Annotated in this window: 16 protein-coding genes; 3 read left to right on the forward strand and 13 right to left on the reverse strand. The window is 33.5% G+C overall.

Annotated elements, in window-relative coordinates:
- Positions 1–403: 403 nt before the first annotated feature.
- The 8 genes from bla to I5818_RS12480 form a co-directional block, all read right to left on the reverse strand.
- On the reverse strand, positions 404–1,306 hold the full coding sequence (bla, locus tag I5818_RS12445; protein WP_390883532.1) for a class A beta-lactamase: 903 nt from the start codon (positions 1,304–1,306) through the stop codon (positions 404–406).
- Positions 1,307–1,454: 148 nt separating this feature from the next.
- Entirely contained in the window at positions 1,455–3,254 is a 1,800-nt protein-coding gene (locus I5818_RS12450) for a BlaR1 family beta-lactam sensor/signal transducer (protein ID WP_209391921.1), read from the reverse strand.
- Positions 3,251–3,640: a BlaI/MecI/CopY family transcriptional regulator gene (locus tag I5818_RS12455; RefSeq protein ID WP_058003643.1), complete on the reverse strand. Its 390-nt coding sequence runs from the start codon at positions 3,638–3,640 to the stop codon at positions 3,251–3,253. The genes I5818_RS12450 and I5818_RS12455 overlap by 4 nt, the downstream gene beginning before the upstream one ends.
- Before the next feature lie 161 nt (positions 3,641–3,801).
- The gene (gene pbp4 / locus I5818_RS12460) at positions 3,802–5,832 is read right to left on the reverse strand and encodes a penicillin-binding protein PBP4(5) (protein ID WP_209391922.1); all 2,031 of its coding nucleotides are present in this window, start codon (positions 5,830–5,832) and stop codon (positions 3,802–3,804) included.
- 85 nt (positions 5,833–5,917) lie between these two features.
- The gene (locus I5818_RS12465) at positions 5,918–8,056 is read right to left on the reverse strand and encodes a peptidoglycan D,D-transpeptidase FtsI family protein (RefSeq protein WP_235849858.1); all 2,139 of its coding nucleotides are present in this window, start codon (positions 8,054–8,056) and stop codon (positions 5,918–5,920) included.
- Positions 8,057–8,438: 382 nt separating this feature from the next.
- Positions 8,439–8,900: a PH domain-containing protein gene (locus I5818_RS12470; RefSeq protein ID WP_058003645.1), complete on the reverse strand. Its 462-nt coding sequence runs from the start codon at positions 8,898–8,900 to the stop codon at positions 8,439–8,441.
- A 92-nt stretch (positions 8,901–8,992) separates the two neighbouring features.
- Positions 8,993–9,463, reverse strand: a complete 471-nt coding sequence (locus tag I5818_RS12475) for a staygreen family protein (RefSeq protein WP_058003646.1) — start codon at positions 9,461–9,463, stop codon at positions 8,993–8,995.
- A 57-nt stretch (positions 9,464–9,520) separates the two neighbouring features.
- Positions 9,521–10,279 carry a hypothetical protein gene (locus I5818_RS12480; RefSeq protein ID WP_139358273.1) on the reverse strand — a complete coding sequence of 253 codons (759 nt, stop codon included), beginning with the start codon at positions 10,277–10,279 and terminating at the stop codon, positions 9,521–9,523.
- A 275-nt stretch (positions 10,280–10,554) separates the two neighbouring features.
- Here I5818_RS12480 and I5818_RS12485 point away from each other — a divergent pair, with 275 nt between their 5' ends.
- Positions 10,555–11,511: an MraY family glycosyltransferase gene (locus tag I5818_RS12485; protein WP_058003648.1), complete on the forward strand. Its 957-nt coding sequence runs from the start codon at positions 10,555–10,557 to the stop codon at positions 11,509–11,511.
- A 70-nt stretch (positions 11,512–11,581) separates the two neighbouring features.
- Here I5818_RS12485 and parC read toward each other — a convergent pair whose 3' ends face one another.
- The 5 genes from parC to I5818_RS12510 all read right to left on the reverse strand — a co-directional run bounded on the left by parC (position 11,582) and on the right by I5818_RS12510 (position 20,008).
- Positions 11,582–14,032, reverse strand: a complete 2,451-nt coding sequence (gene parC, locus I5818_RS12490) for a DNA topoisomerase IV subunit A (protein ID WP_078110629.1) — start codon at positions 14,030–14,032, stop codon at positions 11,582–11,584.
- Positions 14,032–16,008 (reverse strand): DNA topoisomerase IV subunit B, encoded by a 1,977-nt coding sequence (parE, locus tag I5818_RS12495; protein ID WP_071975951.1) that lies wholly within the window; start codon positions 16,006–16,008, stop codon positions 14,032–14,034. The genes parC and parE overlap by 1 nt, the downstream gene beginning before the upstream one ends.
- Positions 16,009–16,442: 434 nt before the next feature.
- The gene (locus I5818_RS12500; RefSeq protein WP_058003651.1) at positions 16,443–16,856 is read right to left on the reverse strand and encodes a CoA-binding protein; all 414 of its coding nucleotides are present in this window, start codon (positions 16,854–16,856) and stop codon (positions 16,443–16,445) included.
- A gap of 73 nt (positions 16,857–16,929) precedes the next feature.
- Entirely contained in the window at positions 16,930–18,213 is a 1,284-nt protein-coding gene (locus I5818_RS12505) for a purine/pyrimidine permease (RefSeq protein ID WP_058003652.1), read from the reverse strand.
- Between the two features lie 82 nt (positions 18,214–18,295).
- Positions 18,296–20,008 carry a glycosyl hydrolase family 18 protein gene (locus I5818_RS12510; RefSeq protein WP_078110630.1) on the reverse strand — a complete coding sequence of 571 codons (1,713 nt, stop codon included), beginning with the start codon at positions 20,006–20,008 and terminating at the stop codon, positions 18,296–18,298.
- Between the two features lie 141 nt (positions 20,009–20,149).
- Here I5818_RS12510 and plsY point away from each other — a divergent pair, with 141 nt between their 5' ends.
- Positions 20,150–20,749, forward strand: a complete 600-nt coding sequence (gene plsY / locus I5818_RS12515) for a glycerol-3-phosphate 1-O-acyltransferase PlsY (RefSeq protein ID WP_058003654.1) — start codon at positions 20,150–20,152, stop codon at positions 20,747–20,749.
- Between the two features lie 110 nt (positions 20,750–20,859).
- Positions 20,860–22,005, forward strand: a complete 1,146-nt coding sequence (locus tag I5818_RS12520) for a CapA family protein (protein ID WP_065107247.1) — start codon at positions 20,860–20,862, stop codon at positions 22,003–22,005.
- Positions 22,006–22,069 lie beyond the last annotated feature (64 nt).

Genomic DNA, 22,069 nt, shown 5'->3' on the forward strand with positions numbered 1-22,069 from the left:
ATATATATCTTTATTATGCATTTATAGCAAAGTTAATTATTTTTAACATTTATATATTGTTTTTTTATCAATTAATATGGTTTGACACCAATTAATAAACTAATTTGAAATTTATAGTGTAAATTTACATCAATTTAAATTTTTACTTCTTATAATTTATGTTCTATTTTACATGTGTTCTTCTACGTGGGTATAAATGGAAATGATGATATGCAAAAAAATTCATTAATAAGTCTTTTTATATGCTATAAATCGATTAATTTGGAAAAATAAAATGGAGATATTTATAAATTTCAATTTCCATCTCCCCCATGTTTCTAATAAACTAGTTAAAAACAACCGATTTCCGCTTTAATTATTAGTGGAAATCGGTTGTTTTAAGTTATTTCTGGTGTGCTACTTATTATTTAAGGGCTTTAAACACAAGTTTTGCAGCACGAGCAATAAGTTCATCATTATAGGTAGCATCTTTCGTATCTCGACTAGAAAGAATGGCAATGATAATTGGTTCCCTATTTGGTGGCCATACAATAGCAATATCATTACGAGTACCGTAGCTACCTGCACCAGATTTATCTCCTACCTCCCAGCCTTTTGGTGCTCCTGCTCGAATCAATTTGTCTCCGGTGGTGTTACCTTTCATCCAATTTGCGAGAATGACACGCTTTTTAGCTGGGAGCAAGTCGCTTAATGTAAAAGCCTTAAGGCTAGTGGCAAGTGCTCTTGGTGTACTTGTATCACGTAAGTCACCAGGGATGGCTTCGTTCAGTTCGGTTTCGAAACGATTGGCTATGGTGACATGATCTCCAATTTGTCGCAATGATTCTTCAAATCCGCTTGGTCCACCCAATTTATGGAATAAAAGATTCCCAGCAGTGTTATCACTGTAGCGAATAGCAGCCTCACAGATTTCTTTTAATGACATTCCTGTATCAATATGTTGCTCTGTAATAGGTGAATAGGAAACAAGATCGTCCTTGCTATAGTGAATTACTTCGTCTAGTTGAGCCATTGAATATTGCTGAAGAACAGCTCCTGCTGCTAAAGCTTTATAGGTGGAGGCGTAAGCAAAACGTTCATCAGGTCGATATGTTATTGTCTTGTTAGTACCTGTATCTATCGCGTAGACACCTAACCGTGCATCGAATTTTTTCTCGAGTTGAGCAAACTTTCGATTAGTCGAATGATCAACAGTCTTATTCTGTTGCTCCTTTGCATCTACTTGTACTGCTCCACTTGATAATAGACTTATTCCTATTAAACCTGCACACATACCTATCTTTAACATTTTGAAACTTTTTAACATGGTTAATCCTCCTATACTTTAATAGATTTATAATGTTTTCTGTTCACCTCCTTTCAGTAGCGATAACTGGACATACAAAGTATTACAAATGTAGTATTTATGTTTGAAAACATCTCCCAAAAAGAAATATTCTCTTTGGGAGTTGATTTTAGAAAATATGTTTATCTTTCAAAATTCGTCTTGCAATTTCTGCTGCCTTCTTACCTGTAGCGTGACCATTCTTATTTTGAATATTAATGGCAAAATAATAAGAATGGTTGTTTTTCTTTACAAAGCCAATAAACCATCCGTTTATATTCTTCCCGTTTACTTTACCGGTACCAGTTTTTCCGTATAGTTGTCCTTGATTTTTCTTATCAATGAATAGTGCTTTTTTTACTGCATGAATATTCTCCTCTTTAAAGCCAAGCCTATTTTCTCCAAGGGCATATAGTAATTGCACTTGTTCGATTGGTGATATTTTTAATGAAGATTCGATCCAATAATTATCTAAACCTCCTGAAAGGTCTTCATTACCATAATTTATTTTGTGGAAATTAGATTGTAATTGCTTTTTTCCAACTTTTTGATCGAGATGTTGAAAATACCAGTTAACTGAATTTTGTAATGCAGTTGATAAATTTTGATTTGTATTCCATTCTTTAATAGGATAAACAGTACCGTCCCAAATTTGTTTATTTCTCCTTGGAGAAATGACATTCGATTCTAAAGCGAATAATGCTGAATAGATTTTATAGGTACTATCAGGTGAAACTCTCTGTTTACTCATTTCCCGATTATAAATACGATATTGCTTGTTAGCGGAGTCAAATAGAACAAAACTACCTTGATAGTTATCAAAATAAGAACTTAGATTTTCGTATATAGCATTTTTTTCATTAAAATGATATACATCATCCGTACTAGCAGTAGCTGAGATGAATGATGATGGCAATACTACTATAATCCCCAAACAAATATAGATTAACTTGTCTTTCCATTTCATTAATTTAGAATCACCTGTATAGTTGGCGATGTTTTGGATTCTTTGTTTAATTTGTTGTTTTGTTCCACCAATTCCAGAGGAAAACTGCCCAAAGGCATAGTTATGTTTTTTATCTGCATACTCTATAATGGTGTATCCATATTCGATATATCCACTTTCATCCAAGAGATTTAGGACAGAAGCATCACAGGCTAACTCACGATCGATTCGCATCCTTTTTAAGGCAATCCATACTAATGGGTTAAACCAATAAATAATTTGAAACGCCCACATGACATAATTTATAAATACATCTTTTCTTTTATGATGACTTAATTCATGTAAAAAAACATATTTTAATTTATTTAACGAGAATTCTTCTAATGTTTTATGGGGCAGAAATATATATGGCTGCAAAATTCCAAGTGTAATAGGAGAAGTAATAAGTGAAGATTCTTGTACAATTATATTTCTTTTTACTCCTACAACTTTTTTGCATGCATCTAATAATTCATTGGTTTTTAGATCATGTATCGTAGTAGCTCCTTTTTTCATTTTACTAATTTGATAGTTTGCATATAGTGCTACTCCTAGGAAAAAGATCATTCCAATGACCCAACATACAATAAATGTATGATTGAAGAAATCTGGAGTTTTCTTGTTTACAGATAAGGTGAAATCATGTATTAAATTATTGTTCACTGTCTCTGAAGGCTGTACGGTACTTAACTGTTTATGCTTTGGTGTTGTATTGGTGTTAAAGGATAATAAACTCTTAAAATACTCCAGTTTTTCTCCAACCCGTAAAAAATTCCATGGAAAAATTAAAGTTATCAGTGGAATAAAAAGAAAATACCAAATTTTATAATGTACTTGTTGAGACATGTGTTTTTTTAATACCTTTTTTATTAAAAGGATGATTAAAATAAGAAGGGACACCACTAGAACACTAAGTAAAAATCTGAGTATATTGGTGCCCATCATTTTTCCCCATCCTTCTTTTGTCTCTCAGATAATATCGTTTTTAATTCAGTAATATCTTCCTCTGACAGCTGATCATTTTCGATAAAATTCAATACCATAGAGTTTATTGTGCCACCGAAAAACTGTTTTAGAAATAATTTGCTTTTTTGTTCAACATACTCATTCTCTTGAACAAGAGAGGTGTAAATAAATGATCTACCTTTTTTTCTTGTTTGTAATGCTTTCTTCTTTACTAAACGCACCAGCATGGTTTGAATCGTATTCGGTTTCCAATCAATTTTTTCTGATACCTTCTCCACTATCTCAGGAGTAGAAATTGGCTCATACTTCCAAATTACTTTCATCACTTCATATTCAGCTTCTGAAATTTGTGGTAATTCCTTCATCATGACCCTCCTACTTTTACATCTGTAGTAGTTATTATAGCAGGTTCAGCCAAATGCATAAAGCGTGAATAGATATTGTAATCTTTTGTAAATGGAAATAGAGTTTCCATCATTAACAGCTAGTTATTAGTCATAACTTTATTACAATTAATTAAAGATTCTTAATGAAAATAACCATATAACTCATCAATAAAAGATTTGTTCAACTGAGTTGCAGAATTGCCTGCAGTATAATTCTCTACTAATGATAGCAAGAGAAAGTTATCATGACCTGTGTCAAAGGCAAGTAAGAAACTATTTTCCTCGCCCTTTTCTCCTTGCTTCATTTTTAATTCTGCTGTACCGGTTTTTGCAGCTAGCTGAAATTGTGGGTTAAATAGTATATGGGCTGTTCCTTTTGGATCACTTACTACCATTTCTAGTGATTTTTTCATTTCCTCTGCTGTCGAAGCAGAAATTGCCGTTTTTGTTTTGAAATCTCCTTTATTTAATACTAATCTTGGATAAACAATTTTGCCTTCGTTTTGAAAGATTGAATACATGGCTACTTGCTGGATAGGTGATATTAATAATTCCCCTTGTCCATATGCAGTATCCGCTAATAGAATATCTGATTTAAAAGTCGACTGATTAGAAATTTGCGCTGGGTTCATTGCTATAGGTAGGTCAAGTTCCTCCCCAAAGATAAAATGATTCAGGCCATTTCTAAATGTTTTTTCTCCCATTTCCAATGCTTCTTGGGCAAAATAAATATTATCAGAATAAATTAGTGCTTTTCGCATATCTACATTTTGAACATTTGAAACACGAGTGACTGAATACTTTCCCCATGTTTCATCTTTTCTCCAACTTAAACCATTTATTTTTCTGAGCTTTTCAGGGTATGTCACTTTAGCATCAAGTCCAATACTAGAGGTGATTGTTTTAAATGTAGATCCGGGTGCGTAGCCTAAAGCAAATCTTGAAAGAAATGGCTTATTTTCATCATTAGCATATTTATCATAATCTTGCTTTGAAATACCTTGAACCAACTTATTCGGATCATATGAAGGGGAACTAACTACTGCATAAAGACCCCCTTCCTTTGGATTCATGACAACGGTGGATCCAGGTTTTTCTTTCAAATGATTGTATGCCTCCATTTGGATATAAGCATCAATGGTTAATTGAATATTTTTCCCGTCTCTCTTTTCGTTCTTTTGAATGATTTGCTTCTCTTTCCCATTCTCATCCACAATAACGATTTCTCCTCCATCTTTACCCCGTAGCTCCTTATCAAATGATCTTTCTAAACCTGTTTTGCCTATCACATCCCCTTCTTTTAAACTGGAATTTTTCTCGAGATCTTCTTTTGTTACTTTACCTATATAGCCAATTAAATGTGCTGCCGCTTCCTTTAATGGATAATAACGAAGTTGCGTATTTTGATAGGAAATCCCAGATATAATTGCCGCCTGGTTCGAATCAATAATTTTGAGTGGAACAAATAAATCATCTTTCACCCAGCTTTGATTTAATTTTTGATGAATCTCTTTAATTGGTATGTCTAATTGCTGACTAATGTTTTGAAGTTTCTTTTCTTTTTCTTTCCCTTGAGATAAATCTTTAGGTACAATCCCTGCCTCTTTAAATTCTTTATTTACTGCCAAACCATTACCAAGATGGTCTTTAATTTCTCCACGTTCCGCTTTCCATTCATGATAGGCTACCTTATCCTTTCCTTCCATCTCTGGGAAAATTAATGATGGCTCCCATTTCACCAAATATTGATTGTCTGTTTTTAATAGCTTCGTATGATAATTGATATTAGTTATTTTCCCAAAAGGAGTAGTAAAGCTTAACCGGTAGGATAATTCTTGTTCATCATTACTTAATTTTTTTACCGTAATACTAGAAGCATGGATGTTTTGAATATTGATTCCATTAAATATACGATCATATTTATTAATCACATCTTCTAAAGTATAGCCTAATGAACTATATGATTCTGAATCAAGCACATCTCCTAATTTAGCATACTGTTTTTCCTCTATTATATGAATAAAATGATCTACTACTTTTTGTGATTGGCTAGTATTCGTTCTATTTATTACAATGAATAAACTAAAACCGCTAATCCCTATAATCGTGATTATTAATAATACTAAATAGGGCTTGAATCGTTTCTTTTTCCTCTTTACTCTACTATTCATTCTTTCCCCTCTTCTCTTTTTAAAAACCTACAAATGTAGTATTTTATACAAACAAGTCTTATAGATTTATAGTGTTTTTATCATTTTACTCATCCTTATTTGTTTCTGATTTTGATGTATTTATTTTGGGATTTGATATTGTAAGGTTCTCTTTTGCACGCTTTTCCTTTAATTCAAAGTATGCTTCAAACACTTCATTAGCAATTTCTAAATTTACATGTGATTGGTCTGTAGTGAGCCATGGTACAACTACAGAAACAGCAATTTCAGGATGATCATACGGCGCATATCCACCAAATGTAATATTCCAAAGCATTAGACCAGGACTATGTGATATAGGACCATTATATAAAGCCTGGGCTGTACCTGTTTTTCCTGCAATTTTATATTGCTTATTTTTTATTCCATATCCCGTTCCAAGCGGATCATTTACAACTTGTTTAAATCCCTCTTGAACACGTTTAAGCCATTCACTCTTCATTTCGATTTTATTAAGCACTTTAGGCTGAATCTCCTGTATAATAGGTCCAAGTTCATTTGCTTGATTACTAGGTTCACGAACTTCTTTAGCAATATGAGGCTGTATCCGATAGCCACCATTAGCAATTGTTGAGATATATTGTACAATTTGTAGGGGTGTATATGTATCATACTGACCAATCGCATAGTCTAATACTTTCCCCGCTTCAGGTGGGATCTGACCACTCCCATATCCTATTTGTTCTCCAGGTAAATCTATCCCTGTTTTTACGCCTAACCCAAACTGTGAGAAATTTTTTCTAAATGTTTCAATAGCAGCTACTTTATCAATGCTTAATCGTCCATTTGGAATATATGTTTGCTGTCCTCCCAATTTCATTGCTGTTAAAAACATATATACATTTGAAGATCGTTTTAGTGCGTAGAGATCATTGATCGGTCCAAATCCCGTTGTATTCCATGATTTCTTTACCTTCGTGCCCAAAAATTTTACTGGTCTATCATTTAGTATTTCTCCAGGGGTGATAGCACCTGATTGATAGCCAGTTAATACAGTAGCTCCTTTGACTACAGATCCCATCTCATACGATGTTGTAAGATTACCTAAAGCAAAATCATTCACATTTGTTTTGCCTGATGTACTATTTTGTTCAAACTGTTTTCCTGCCATAGATAAAATTTCTCCAGTATATGGATTCATCACTGAGACAAATGCACGATCTAAATAAGGCTGACCTAGTCTTGCTTTGCTTAATTTTTCTTTAATAATAGTTTCAACTTTTCGCTGTAAATCAATATCAATAGAAAGAACTAAGTCATCGCCTCTTTTTCCCTCTCTGATGACTTGTGATTCTAATACTTTTCCATTTTTGTCTGTTACATTTTTTACTTTTTCCTTTTGACCTTGTAAAACTTCCTCGTATTGATACTCAATATAGCTTTTTCCGACACGATCATTTCTGCTATACCCTCTTGCTAAATAATAATCAACTGAATCTTTTGGTAATCCCTCTTTAGATGAAGATACTTTACCAATTACTGAAGCTAATATTTCCTTCCCTTCTTTATCTTTATAATTGTTATACCGATCCCAATCAGTTGTTGTATCTACACCAGGAAGGGAATCTAGATTTTCACTTACCATCGCAAATTCTTTTGGAGAAACATTTTTTTTAATGATTTGCGGTGATAACGGGTAGCCGGTAATCATTTCTCGATAAATAGCTAATATCTCTAGTTCTTTCTTAGAAAATGAATTAATTTCCTTACTAGTAATACGATCAAGAGTTAAATGATACATTTTTGTATCGTAATCTTTATCATTTTTTAGTTTTTCGCGATCTGTATCAGTAATTTTTGCTTCTGCTTCGGTTGGGTGTTTTAAAATCCAATAATCTTTTTTATCAATCTCGGGTATTGCCTTTAAATCCTCTTTAGAATCCTTATGAATAATAGTTGCAAGTTTCTCGGCAATTTTTAAAACCTCTTCCGCTTTAATATTTTGTGGTCTCGTATATGTTATAGCATTTGAAGGCTTATTCCCGACAATTAGCATCCCATTGCGATCCATTATATTTCCGCGTGGCATAGATGTATTTATCGTTACATTTTCTTTCCTATCGATTTCTCGCTTATAATCGTCTCCATAAATAATCTGCACAATGCCCAGTCTAAAAATAAGCAGTGAGAATAACAAAAATACAATAAAAAATAAAATATTCATACGAAAGGAGACGAATGTCATTTTCTTCAATTTACACCCTCCAATTTTCTTTTTGATTTTCTTAGCCATCCGAAATTATAATGAATGATTTTACATCCTAGTCAAATACTACAAATGTAGTACTTAGTGGCAAAAAAACCTAAAAAAGCATTGTTAAACTTCTACGTTTCTAATATAAACGATATCAAATTATCATCAACCAAAACTTTTACATTTGTAGTATTTAATATATCATGAATAGAAAATTACTTAAAGAAAAAATGATTATTTATTCTTTAAGTAATTTTTTAAAGTCCTTTTTCGGGCATGGGATTACTTAGTTCTAGATAGTAAATTGTACATGAAAACTTACTTTGAATATGAAATATGTTTTTTTATTACAACATTTTTTTATTGCCTTCATTTATATGATATTAATCTTTTCTTTATTAGTATAAGCATCATCTACATTTATATCTGGATTTAGTTCCATCAATTGATTAATAAATTGATTTTTGTCTTTTGGAGAAATGATGATACTATGCCATTTATTATACTGAATTTCAATACGATCCATAGACAATGCTGGACTTGAGATGAAATTTCTTGTTTTAGTAATTGATTTTATCCCTTTTATTTCAATACTTGTATAATGAAATGGGCCGGTAACGACTTTTAATAGCCCTTTATTTGTAATTTCGTAATAAGTATTCATCCATAGCCAAATAATTAAGACACAAGCTATAGCAATAACAATAAACTCAAATAATGTATCAGAATCATTTAGCCCATGGAACAATAAGAAGATCATTGTACCAATAAGTGTTATAACAAGTGCCCACACAATTAATGACAAGATTGGCCCCTTTTTAGAATAATAACGCATTTCCTTAAACTCCCCCGTCATACAAATATTTCTTTATTATATACGAGTAATAATAGGATAAGTTTCAAAAAAAATACATAGGTGCTTATCCCCTATGTATTAACCGATTCTTCTATTAAATATTTTCTTGGTGTACCCATGAATAGCGTTTGATAAAGTTGTGAAGAAGTTGATTGAAATTCTATATGAATGGGTGCATCTAATAATAATGGGTAATAGTTAAAAAAGGGTCTGTCGCTATTGATTATCATCTTTATGAGAAATGGAAGTTCTTTTTGATAAATCATATAACGAATTTGCGCCAATTTTTTATCATTTGCTTCAGAATCAATATTAATTTTTCCTAGAAGAACGTATTCACCCATTTTTGTTGTCCATTCTGCCTGAATAACATTCTGCAAATCAAAGGAGGTTATCTGCTTACTACCCTTTAATCCAATAGAAACTAACCACTCACCTGTAGCCTCTGAATGTGATAGAGTATATCTTCTACCTTGTAATGGGGTTAATTTTGTTGCTAACGGAAGTATATTTACCGACAAATTGTCAAATCGATCAATCATATAGCATCCCCTCTTTATCTATGCTCATTATATAGTATGATACTTGCCTATAAAGGGTTACTGTTGTTTCCATTTTGCACTCTTAAGTTTCCAAGTGCCGTTTTCAAAATTCCAAATCGAAGTGACCGTTCCTAATACATCTGCATGATAGGCCCCACTAATTTGTCGATAGGCTTTTAATCCAACCTCTTTTGTCCCATTTAATTTAATAATTTTATACATCGCTACCGGATCAATCATTAATTCAGTTGGTTCATTTAATTCTCCGTTCTTTTGATACAATCCTAAACGAATATAATCTTTTTTTCGATTGCTCAAATCTACTGTTTTTGTAAACTGAGTTTCAGGTATTTGAATAGAAGCTTTAAAATTATTTTCAAAATGTCCTTGAATATTTAATGAATGTGGTAAAGGGAGGATGGATGCTGTTCCATCTTTAAGAGTAGAAAGATGATAATTATTAAGCCCGCCACTCCCACCTGTTGCACTAGATTGAAATAGGTCAACGACACCATCATGATTTAAATCGGCAAATTCAATTTTAGGTTCATATCCTGGAGCATAGTCAATTCGGTACTTCGTATTTGCTGAGGTTGTAATTTCTGCCCATATTTTTTTCATGTATGCGCTGCTAGGATCAATTTGAATCCCTTTTAGTGCAATATGGTCATTTTTTTTATCACCTGTAACATCCATATTATATTCATGAATCACCTTTTCCTTAACAGTTTCCAACTCGACAGCATAGGTTATAGCTACTGTACTTAAAGACATAAAGAAAAAGGCTAAAAGGCCAAAAACATATTCTTTTTTCATGTATACTAACCCCTTTCCTGCTTTTGAATCTAGTATTTCCAGTATGTATTTGAATATGTAAATTAATCCAACATCTCGACAAGTTGTTTCTGATTGTTCATAAGAAGATCCCATTTATATAAAAGTAACTAGACATTGTGTAATTAATGGAAAATCCCCCCAAATATTAACTTGATCTGACTGTTATAATAGATTTTTGATGTAAAATGTCATAAAATGAAATGAGAATTCAGAAAAATATGTTAGTCTATATTTAGTGGAAATAAAAAGGGGAGATATTTTTGTATTTTTTAGCATTTACTATATCACTAGTTATTGTACTAATTACGATACCTCCAATTAGAAAATTAGCATTTAAAATTGATTTTGTAGACAAGCCTTCAAAACGAAAAATTCATAAAATACCTGTACCACAATTAGCAAGTATTTCGATTTTTTTAGGATTTTTTATTACCTTTTGGATATTTAACGATCAAATAAGGGATCACTCAATCCCGATCTTTATGGGCTCTCTTTTAATAATAGGCATTGGATTAGTAGATGATTGGTTTAAAACAAAGGGAAAAGAATTTCCTGCATGGCCAAAAGCCGCAGTGCAATTATTAGCTGCTGTCTTAATTTACTATTCGGGAATTGTTTTTACAGGTTTTACAAATCCAATGAGTGGGGAATACATTATTCTTCCTACCTTTTTACAATTTGCCTTAACAGTCCTGTGGATTTTTGGTGTGACTACTGTTATCAATTTTATGGATGGATTAGACGGACTTACAGGAGGCATTACGACAATTTCAGCTATCACGCTATTTATTGTAGCTTTATTTAAAGGACAACAGGAGTCTGCTATCTTATCCATCATTTTATTAGGTACAACTTTAGGCTATTTAAAATATAATAAGCCGCCTGCGAAAATCTATATGGGTGATGCAGGTGCTACTTTTTTAGGTTATATGTTAGCGATCATTTCTTTAAATGGCGCATTTAAACAAGCCACTCTTTTTTCTATTTTAATACCGATATTAGTTCTAAGTGTACCAATCTTCGATAATTTGTATGTGATTATTAAAAGATTTTTACAAGGTAAACCAATTTACATAGCTGATCGAAGTCAAATACATTATCGATTAATTTCAAAGGGACTAAATCCTAAACAATCGACGGCATTTATCTTTTTACTAAGTACATGTTTTAGTTTATTGGCAATCATCGTATTACTGATTGATTCATTTTAACTGTAATGTAATATTTTCAACGAAGAAAAAAGAAGAAGCTCGATATACGGCTTCTTCTTTTTTCTATATTTTATTTCTTATTAAAATCTTCTTCACTATTGGATGAAAGTTCCTTCCAAATCTCAGTTACACTTCCATTTACAGTTTCATCAATAATGAATGATCCATTCGAATAACGATCATTATAACGTAAATTTTGAATTTGAACGGATTCAATTACCTCTTTTTCGGTCTGCAAAAACATAGTATCTTTTTCTTTAACTATGTCTAAACCAATGATTCTATGAGGGTTGTTTTTTAGTTCACGTAGCATAACTACGCCACGTTTAGCACGTGAGGTTTTTTCAAATTCACTTAATTTCATTTTTTTAATTGCACCACGTTGGGTGGCTATGAAAATGGATTCATTTGAATCATTACTCAAGATTTTTCCGGATACAACATAATCATTTTCTTTTAAGTTAATTCCTTTTACCCCTGCAGCTCGCGCACCAACAATATTTACTTCTTCCTCATTAAACCATAGCCCATAGCCTAAATGACTGGCAATAAAGAGATCAAATGTACCATCAGTTAAGTGTACATCGATGACCTCATCATCACCTTTTAAATTTATAGCAACTAGTGGTTTAGAATAACGTTGGGCATTATATTGATTGATTTCTGATTTTTTCGTCATGCCATTTTTCGTAATAAACAATAAGTAGCTTGGTTCCTTGAAATCCTTTACTTCCATTACCTTGATTATATGCTCATCCCGGTCAATTGGAATAATATTAGCTATATGTTGTCCAAGGTCTTTCCATCTAATATCAGGGAGCTCGTGAACAGGACAATATAAGTAATTGCCTTTATTCGTAAACAATAGGACAACGCTCGTTGTGTTGATCTCCTCTTGGAATAATACTCGATCTGTTTCTTTAATAGCTAAATCCATTCCATTTGAAGCAGCGTATGAACGCATACTCGTTCTTTTTACATATCCGTCCTTAGTTACGGTAACCATAACTTCTTCATTAGGAATCATTACTTCTAGATTTATTTTAATCTCTTCGATTTCATCCTCGATAACCGTTCTGCGATCATTGACATATTTCTTTTTAATCTCTTTTAATTCTTTTTTTATGACTCCTAGAAGTTTCTTTTCACTTTCCAATATGGAAGTGTATTCTGCAATTTTTTTATTTAGTTCTTCAGCCTCTTGTTGAAGAGCGGTAATATCCGTATTTGTTAATCGATATAGTTGTAAAGAAACGATCGCTTCCGACTGTGCCTCTGTGAATTGATATTTTTGTATTAAGTTATCCTTCGCATTTCGTTTATCCTTCGAAGCTCGGATAGTTGCAATCACTTCGTCAAGAATGGATAATGCTTTCATTAATCCTTCAACAATATGTTGACGCTCACGTGCCTTATGTAAATCGAAAGCTGTACGATTTGTAACCACTTCTTTTTGGTGCTCTATATATGCATCTAATAGATCTTTTAATCCCATAAGCTTTGGTCTACGATTATGAATTGCCACCATGTTAAAATTGTAGGAAATTTGTAAATCGGTATTTTTAAACAAGAAGTTTAAGACACCGTCTGCGTTCGCCTCTTTTTTTAATTCGATGACAATTCGAAGGCCTGTACGATCGGTTTCATCGCGTATCTCTGAAATTCCTTCTACTTTTCTATCTAACCGAAGCTCATCAATTTTTTTTACCATATTTGCCTTGTTTACTTCATATGGAATTTCAGTAATTACAATCTGTTGACGCCCTCCGCGAATTTCTTCGATTTCAGTTTTTCCGCGAACCACCATTTTTCCTTTACCTGTTTCATAGGCTTTTTTAATCCCTTCAATCCCTTGAATAATCCCTCCAGTAGGGAAATCAGGACCTTTAATGATGGACATTAATTCATCCACTGTACAATCAGGATTTTCAATTCGTTTAATGGTCCCATCAATTACCTCACCAAGATGATGAGGAGGGATGTCTGTTGCATAGCCGGCAGAAATCCCTGTTGACCCGTTCACTAGCAGATTAGGAAATCTTGCAGGGAGAACGGTTGGTTCCTTTGAAGTATCATCAAAGTTTGGAATAAAATCCACGGTGTTTTTATCAATGTCTTGTAAAAGTTCAGATGCTATCGCTGATAATCTTGCTTCTGTATAACGCATAGCAGCAGCAGGATCTCCATCAATACTACCGTTATTTCCGTGCATTTCAATTAGTACATTTCTAACCTTCCAATCTTGACTCATACGTACCATAGCCTCATAAACAGAAGAATCTCCATGAGGGTGGTAATTACCGATTACATTCCCAACAGTTTTTGCGGATTTGCGAAATCCTTTTTCTGCTGTGTTTCCTTCTACATGCATCGCATACAAGATTCGTCGTTGAACAGGCTTTAATCCATCACGAGCATCTGGAAGGGCACGGTCTTGAATAATATATTTACTGTACCTACCAAATCGATCACCTAAAACTTCTTCTAGGGGTAGGTCTTGAAATTTTTCTATTGTTGACATCAGTCTTCTTCCCCTCCATCAACTGATATATTTTCGTTATCTAATATGTTTTGGTCCTCTTCAAGACCAAAAGCAACATTGTTTTCAATCCATTTACGTCTTGGTTCAACCTTATCTCCCATCAAGGTAGTGACTCTACGTTCCGCTCTTGCCGCATCATCAATTCGAACACGTATTAAGGTTCTTGAATCTGGATTCATTGTTGTATCCCATAGTTGATCAGCGTTCATCTCTCCAAGTCCTTTATAGCGTTGGAGCATATAGCCTTTTCCTACCTTCTTGGTCACACTATTTAATTCGTCCTCGGTCCATGCGTATTCGATGATTTCTTTTTTTCCTGAACCCTTACTTACTTTATATAAAGGTGGGAGAGCAATATAGACCTTTCCCGCTTCAATAAGAGGCTTCATATAGCGATAAAAGAATGTAAGTAATAATACTTGAATATGTGCGCCATCTGTATCTGCATCGGTCATAATAATGATCTTATCATAATTGGCATCGTCTACATTGAAATCTGGACCCACTCCGGCACCGATTGTATGAATGATTGTATTAATTTCTTCATTTTTAAAAATATCTTGGAGTTTTGCTTTTTCAGTGTTAATAACTTTTCCGCGTAAAGGAAGAACAGCCTGGAATCTTCTGTCGCGTCCTTGCTTCGCAGAACCACCAGCGGAATCTCCCTCAACTAAATAAAGTTCGTTTTTCTCAGGATTGCGAGATTGCGCAGGAGTTAATTTACCAGATAATAAGCTTTCTGATTTTTTTCGCTTTTTTCCACTTCGTGCTTCTTCACGAGCCTTTCGTGCTGCTTCTCTTGCTTGAGCTGCTTTTATCGATTTTTTAATCAAGAGATTACTTGATTCTGGATTCTCCTCTAAGAAATAGGCTAGATGTTCTGAAACAACAGAATCTACAGCAGATCTAGCTTCACTTGTTCCTAATTTTCCTTTAGTTTGACCTTCAAATTGAAGAAGTTCTTCTGGAATTCGCACAGAAACGATAGCAGATAATCCTTCACGAATATCCGTACCCTCCAGGTTTTTATCCTTTTCTTTCAATAAGTTCACTTTTCGAGCATATTCATTAATGACTCGAGTCATTGCTGTTTTTGCTCCGATTTCATGAGTTCCGCCGTCTTTTGTTCGAACATTATTAACAAATGAAAGAATATTCTCAGAAAAACCATCATTAAATTGGAAGGCATATTCAACTTCAATTCCACTTGAATCTCCTTCAATAAAAACAACTGGGTGTAGAACATCTTTTCCTTCGTTTAAATATTCGACAAATGCTTCAATTCCATTTTCGTAAAAAAATACATCCTTTTGGTCGTATCTTTCATCAATGATTTCGATTTTTAATCCTTTTAATAAAAAGGCAGATTCACGTAAGCGTTCGCACAAGGTATCGTAATTATAAGTGGTCGTGCTAAATATGGTTGGATCTGGTTTAAAATGAATGAGAGTTCCAGTTTGATTTGATTTTCCGATTTTCTCCAGAGTGGTTTCTGGCTTGCCACCATTAATAAATTTTTGTTGATATACAGCACCATCCCGTTTAATTGTGACTATTAACCACTCGGATAATGCGTTAACAACTGAAGCACCTACACCATGTAGACCCCCAGATGTTTTATAACCACCTTGCCCAAATTTTCCCCCTGCATGTAGAACCGTAAAAATAACTTCGGTTGTTGGCTTGCCTAATTTATGCATTCCTGTTGGCATACCTCGGCCTTTATCCTCAACACTTATACTATTGTCTTTATGTATTTTAACGATAATATGATCTCCGTTACCTGCTAATGCCTCATCCACGGAATTATCAACGATTTCATATACTAAATGATGAAGGCCTCTAGCATCCGTAGATCCTATGTACATACCTGGACGTTTTCTTACTGCTTCTAGACCTTCTAATACTTGTATTGCGTCATCGTTGTATTCAATTAAGTTTTGCTTCTTTACCACAAAGATTCCCCTTTCAAACACACTGCTCTCTTTCTCAAATTCATTATATAGACAATGAATATACTTAAACTCAACTGTCCACCGCTTAAAAAACAAACATCTGTTCGCTATTAATTATAACATCTTCCGTACAAACGTCTATTCACTATTTTAACTATAATTTGGTTTTTTTCAAATAGCATTAAATGTTTAAGTACTAATCTGTTAATATGGCTGTTTTCATTAACCTTGTAAGTAAGGTTTTGTCTAATAACTATCGCTAAAAACCAATACATCTTTGAAAAGCAACAAACTAAACGAAAACAATCAATAAAAAACAAAAAATAAAATGTATAAGTTAAAACCAGTATATTTTTTTACATGATTAGAGTGTAAAGAAAAAGATTCAGATAAAAAAGCAAGCGCTAATACCAACGCTTGCTTCAAGTATGAGACTATTTGGTTAATGCATGCTCTACTTTAATACAGCGGTTCATTATGACTGTTTTTCCTTTATCTTTAAGGAATTGATATGCCTCTTCATTCTCAACACCAAGTTGGGACCAGAATACATCAGCATCTATTTCAACAAATTGCTGAGCAAGATCAGGCAAAAATTCAGAACGTCTAAAAATATTGACAATGTCTACATGGCCTTCAATATCCTTCAAAGAAGAGACCGCTTTTACTCCTAATACCTCGTCAACCGACGGATTTACTGGAATGATTTCATATCCTGCTTTTTGCATCGCTTCTGATATCATATAGGAAGTTCGCTCTGGATTATTGCTCAATCCTACGACTGCGACTCGCTTGGCTTTCTTTAAAATGATACCAATTTCTTCTCTACTTGGATTTTCAATCGTCATTAACGTTCACCCCATTAATTACTAACTCATATTCTTTATCGTACTGCATTACTTGCAGAACTGCAAACCAATATCATTTTGCCCTCTTTTTTTTCCAAAGTAAATATTGCTCTGTGATCACTGCAAATAGGGTTCCTAAAATCAGCCCATTATTAATAATTGAGGCAACAACGACTGGGAGTCCAGTTGTCGCTTCTGCTGGAAGAAACATGACGCCAACCCCGATTAAAAAGCCAATTCCAGCTGAAAAATAAGTGATTTGACGATCAGTCGTTTTATCGATTTCTGAAAGTGCTAAGCCAACCATTTTTGTGAAAATTACAAAGGTGACTGCATAGCCAACTGGTGCGGGTAATGCACTCATTACGTTCATAATTGGTGGAAGCAAAGAAATAATGGTTACGATTAAACTTCCAAGGATAAATGGTCGGATGGACTTTATGCCTGTTTGACTAACAAAACCAGCTGCTCCTGAAATAGGAACAGGTCCAATGCTAGAAAATAAACCACCAGCTAGCTGATTAATTCCTGAAATAAATCCTGCCTGCTTATAACGTGTATTTTTTTTAGTTTCCTTCATATTTATTACCTCTTCCATTACTCGAACAGAAGCAATCATATTAGTAATGAGTAAGATGGTAATAAAAAACGAGGTGACGATAATACCTGAATCTAATTTTGGAATACCAAAGGAAAAGATTTCAGGGAAGGATATCCATGAGTGACTTTTAGGTACTTCGGGTGCGATTCCAAAGATTATAAATAGTATCCAGCCAATGATCATTCCTATCATAATAGAAAATTGTTTGATCCATTGAATGCGAACTTGTCCTAAATAAAATGTTAATAGAATAATAATCGTACATAATATGGCAGTCGTTATTTGAATTTGATGTACCCCACTTGTTAAACCAAACATCCCTTTTATAAAGGAACCGCTTAATTGGAGAATAAGTAAAAATAAATAAATAAAAGTAATTGATGGTGTAAATAATTTTGCCAGTTTTTGTATTAAACCAAATGCTGAAAAAATAAAGAAAAATACCCCACTCAACAGCATTCCGCCGGATAATTCTCTAAGAGTTTCGATATTTGAGGTATATAATGTACCTACAAATCCAGCATAAATAGTAAATACTCCCCACCATAAACCTGCAGGTCCTTCATTAATCGGTAAGCGGTGACCAATGATGCCTTGGAGCAATCCGGCAATTCCTAATACAAAAATCGTACGTTCTACAAACGCGGAAGTCTCAACAGGACTTAAATGGTAAATGTCTGCTATTGCTATAGGTGCAGCAATAGAACCTGCAATCATAAAAGCCATCCATTGGATGGCGGATACTGTTGTTTTCAAATAAATAACTCCTTACTATATATTGTTTATTTAGGAGGACGAGGTATTAAACCTACCACCATCCTCCGATAATGTTTAGATATTATTTAAAAGCAGATAATGAGCTTTGAAGCGCTAGCCATGCAGAATCATCTGCAAAATAACGTGCCCATGAGGCAACACCAGCTAAGTCGTACTGCGCAGCCAATTGTGCCCTTTTTTTCAATGAAAGAGAATCTTCTAACCACATCTTATAGACAATATTTGTTTTTGCGTCTTTATATTCGATATAATTTTGCCCTGTTTCTGGGTCTTCTTGGGCTTTTAAATTTCTTTCCTTCATCCATGCATTTGCCTGATCCATTGACAACGCTTTGGAAGACACAGACACTTGCCCATCCTTCATTTCTTCCGACCATAAACGGGTGAAGAAAGGTAATCCTAGTATTAATTTTTCATTTGGAACTTCTTTAAGCAATTGTTCCAAATTGTTTTTCACCCATGGAAGACTTGCTACACTACCTGCTGTTGGGGAACTTGCCCAATGCTCATCATAAGCCATTACGATTAGATAATCGACAACAGCAGCAAGCTTGTCTCGTTCATAGAATTCAGACCAGCTTCCTTTGGCGATAAATGTTATATCCATAGATACGTATTTGCCTTCATTGTGTAAATACACGGAAAGCTCCCTGACAAATTGTGTAACTAGTGGACCGTCCTCTGGTGAAACATTTTCTATATCGATGTTTAATCCATCTAACTTATAGGTTTTTACATAAGTTAGTAATTGATTAATGATCTTTGTTCTAGTTTCATAATGTGTTAAGGCTTCCTTTGTCAATGTCGGATCGAATGAATTAGAGAATAAAGCCCAAACTTGATATCCATTTTTTCTTGCCCATTTCATGTACGAATCAGAAGCAAGATTTGCCACGTCTCCTTGATTATTTTTCAATTTAAACCATGTTGGAGAGACAATATTTACGCCTGGCATTTTAGGTAATTGATCTGGGTTTGGAGTTTTTGTATAAACGGCCTCCCATGTTAAATGAATCGGCGCATTATATTTTAAACTTGTTGTTGATTCATCCGTAGTCACAGTTGAGATTTGTACTTTTTCGTTTTTAGTAACATATTCTTTTTTAATATACCCACCAATACCCTCAAAAGTTCGTACAAAATAATATTCCCCGATTGCTTTTTCAATCCGAATGTTTTCTCCTTTTTTGGTCTCTTCTACATAAGGAGAATGCAAATCTGGTTTTGTTCGTAATCTTAAAAAGGCTTTTCGTGTATCCTTTACAGTAATCTTTCCTTTTTCATATGCCTCATTATTTTTTTCAATCCATATGACCTTATTTTCCTTTGTGATATGGAATTGAATAGGATAGATCTTAGTTAATGTCTTTAAATCGATATAAATATCGTTATTTATAGACTTAACAATTGGAAAATCGGTTTTTTTGGATACTTGATTGGCTGTAAAACCTTCTTTGTTCAAAGGCATGCGAATAACCTTTTGATTTGTTGTTAGAATAACAGCGTTGTTCTCAATAAAAAGAGACTGATCAATATTCTTTTGAACGATTTTTATTGGGACATATAGTTGGTTTCCATCTTGTACAGCTGTACCTTGTATTTTTCCGTTAACTAAAATAGAATTTTTATTACTTATATACTGTACTTTTTCAGAAGATGCAAAAGGATAAAAATAGAATAATAGACTGGCAGCTGCCAAAAGAAGCAGCACTAATATCCCATAGAATAACTTATTTTTTCTTTTCGTTTTGGTTCTAAATTCTAATGTTGCCATTTAATTTCCTCCCTTCTTCATCCTACATGAGTACTACAATCAAGAAAAGAGAAAAATCTATTTTTAATAAAATTTTTCTTTCCTTAAAGTACATGGTACAATAAAAAAGCCTTATAGTTTCATATTTAAAGGGGTAATGTTATGACGTATGCACTTATTATCATTTTAGCTTATTTATTAGGATCGATTCCATCTGGTTTAATTGTGGGCAAGCTTTTCTATGGAATTGATATTAGACAGCATGGGAGTGGGAATTTAGGCGGAACCAACTCTTTTCGAACTTTAGGAGTAAAAGCAGGAATTGCTGTTACTGCTGCGGATATATTAAAAGGAACATTAGCCACTTTATTGCCAATATTTTTCGGTGTAGATGATTCACTTCACCCACTACTCATTGGATTATTTGCTGTAATTGGACATATGTTTCCTATTTTTGCAGGTTTCCGTGGAGGTAAGGCTGTAGCAACATCTGGAGGGGTATTGCTTGCATATGTTCCTCTATTATTTATATTACTTGTTATTGTGTTTCTAATTAGTTTGAAAATCTGTAAATATGTATCTCTGTCATCCATTATAGCTGGTATTTTTGCAATAATTTATTCCGTAGTAGATTTTTTTATTACGAAGGATTGGCCATTGGTCGTGATTGTTTTTGCATTAGCAGGTTTTGTCATTTATCGCCACCGGACAAATATTTCTAGAATTAAAAATAAAACAGAGCCAAAAGTAAAATGGATTTAACCAATGACCCTATTTAGGGTTATTTTTTTTGTTTTCTTAAATTCTTTCACTTCATTTGTATGATTTATTGTAAAATAAAATGGATTCTGAATTAAAAGGCTGGTTATAACATGATAAAACGACGGAACTTATTCTTAAGCATGATCATATTGATTTTGCTTCTTTCCATTTTCATTTTATGCTTTATACAATATTATCAATGGAAGCAATCCTTTTTTAAGCAATCACATACCTCCTTAACTCATTCTGCACGTACAGTAAGTATTACTCCGAAAGATTTCCATACAAGTGCTGTGATTGGAGCAATTGGAGATATTTTAATCCATGATTGGGTATATGATGATGCTAGAACTCAAAGTGGCTATGATTTTAAGCCGATGTTTCAACCAGTTAAAGCAATGCTTCAGAAACCAGATTTATTAATTGCCAATCAGGAATCTATTCCTGGTGGAGAGAAATTAGGAATTAGTAGCTACCCTGCTTTTAATAGTCCATATGAAATTGTTGACGCGATTATGGATGCAGGTGTTGATCTTGTATCCACTGCAAATAATCATGCTCTAGATAAAGGTGAAAAAGGAATTTTAAGTTCAATTTCTTACTATGAAAATAAGCAGCTACCCTATGTAGGGACATTTAAAGATGTAAATGATCAACAGAAGATAAGAGTTCAATCAGTAAACGGGATTAAAATTGCAGTTCTTGCTTATACATACGGGACGAATGGAATTCCTGTCCCTGACGGAAAAGACTATTTAGTTAATCTCATTAATAAAGATACGATACTATTCGAATTAAAGAGAGCTCGTCAAGTGGCAGATTTAGTTATTTTAAACTTACATTGGGGTATAGAATATAATAGGCAGCCAAATGAAGATCAGAAGATGTTGGCTAAATTATTTACAGATGGTGGTGCAGACATTATTCTAGGACACCATCCACACGTCCTTCAACCGGTTGAAAAGTTTCATACTAGAGATGGCAGAGATGCATATGTCATCTATTCATTAGGGAATTTTATATCAGGACAAATGTGGGATTATAAGGATATTGGAGGAATGATTGAATTTAAAGTATCTAAAAATATTTTAAAAAATGAAAAGCAGATAAAAATTGAGGATAGGCAATTTCACCCGACATATGTTGCCAATCAAAACTTAAGACAATACCGTGTTTATCCTCTCCAAGAAGCCTATGAAAAAGGATTAATTAATCATACCTACGACGAAATAATTAATTATATGATGTCTAATTAGAATAGCGAATCAATTTAGTAGAAGAATATATAAGAAAGAGCTTATAATGAAGATGATTAATACT

Origin of the sequence: Heyndrickxia oleronia (genome assembly GCF_017809215.1) — a bacterium.
In the GTDB taxonomy this organism is placed as follows: Bacteria; Bacillota; Bacilli; order Bacillales; family Bacillaceae_C; genus Heyndrickxia; species Heyndrickxia oleronia.

Coding starts and splice junctions, on each gene's coding strand:
- parC (WP_078110629.1), bottom strand. CDS start 14,032: ATGTCAACAATAGAAAAATTTCAAGACCTACCCCTAGAAGAAGTTTTA.
- bla (WP_390883532.1), bottom strand. CDS start 1,306: ATGTTAAAAAGTTTCAAAATGTTAAAGATAGGTATGTGTGCAGGTTTA.
- I5818_RS12470 (WP_058003645.1), bottom strand. CDS start 8,900: ATGCGTTATTATTCTAAAAAGGGGCCAATCTTGTCATTAATTGTGTGG.
- I5818_RS12520 (WP_065107247.1), top strand. CDS start 20,860: ATGATAAAACGACGGAACTTATTCTTAAGCATGATCATATTGATTTTG.
- I5818_RS12500 (WP_058003651.1), bottom strand. CDS start 16,856: ATGACGATTGAAAATCCAAGTAGAGAAGAAATTGGTATCATTTTAAAG.
- I5818_RS12475 (WP_058003646.1), bottom strand. CDS start 9,463: ATGATTGATCGATTTGACAATTTGTCGGTAAATATACTTCCGTTAGCA.
- I5818_RS12480 (WP_139358273.1), bottom strand. CDS start 10,279: ATGAAAAAAGAATATGTTTTTGGCCTTTTAGCCTTTTTCTTTATGTCT.
- plsY (WP_058003654.1), top strand. CDS start 20,150: ATGACGTATGCACTTATTATCATTTTAGCTTATTTATTAGGATCGATT.
- I5818_RS12465 (WP_235849858.1), bottom strand. CDS start 8,056: ATGACATTCGTCTCCTTTCGTATGAATATTTTATTTTTTATTGTATTT.
- pbp4 (WP_209391922.1), bottom strand. CDS start 5,832: ATGAATAGTAGAGTAAAGAGGAAAAAGAAACGATTCAAGCCCTATTTA.
- I5818_RS12510 (WP_078110630.1), bottom strand. CDS start 20,008: ATGGCAACATTAGAATTTAGAACCAAAACGAAAAGAAAAAATAAGTTA.
- I5818_RS12450 (WP_209391921.1), bottom strand. CDS start 3,254: ATGATGGGCACCAATATACTCAGATTTTTACTTAGTGTTCTAGTGGTG.
- I5818_RS12455 (WP_058003643.1), bottom strand. CDS start 3,640: ATGAAGGAATTACCACAAATTTCAGAAGCTGAATATGAAGTGATGAAA.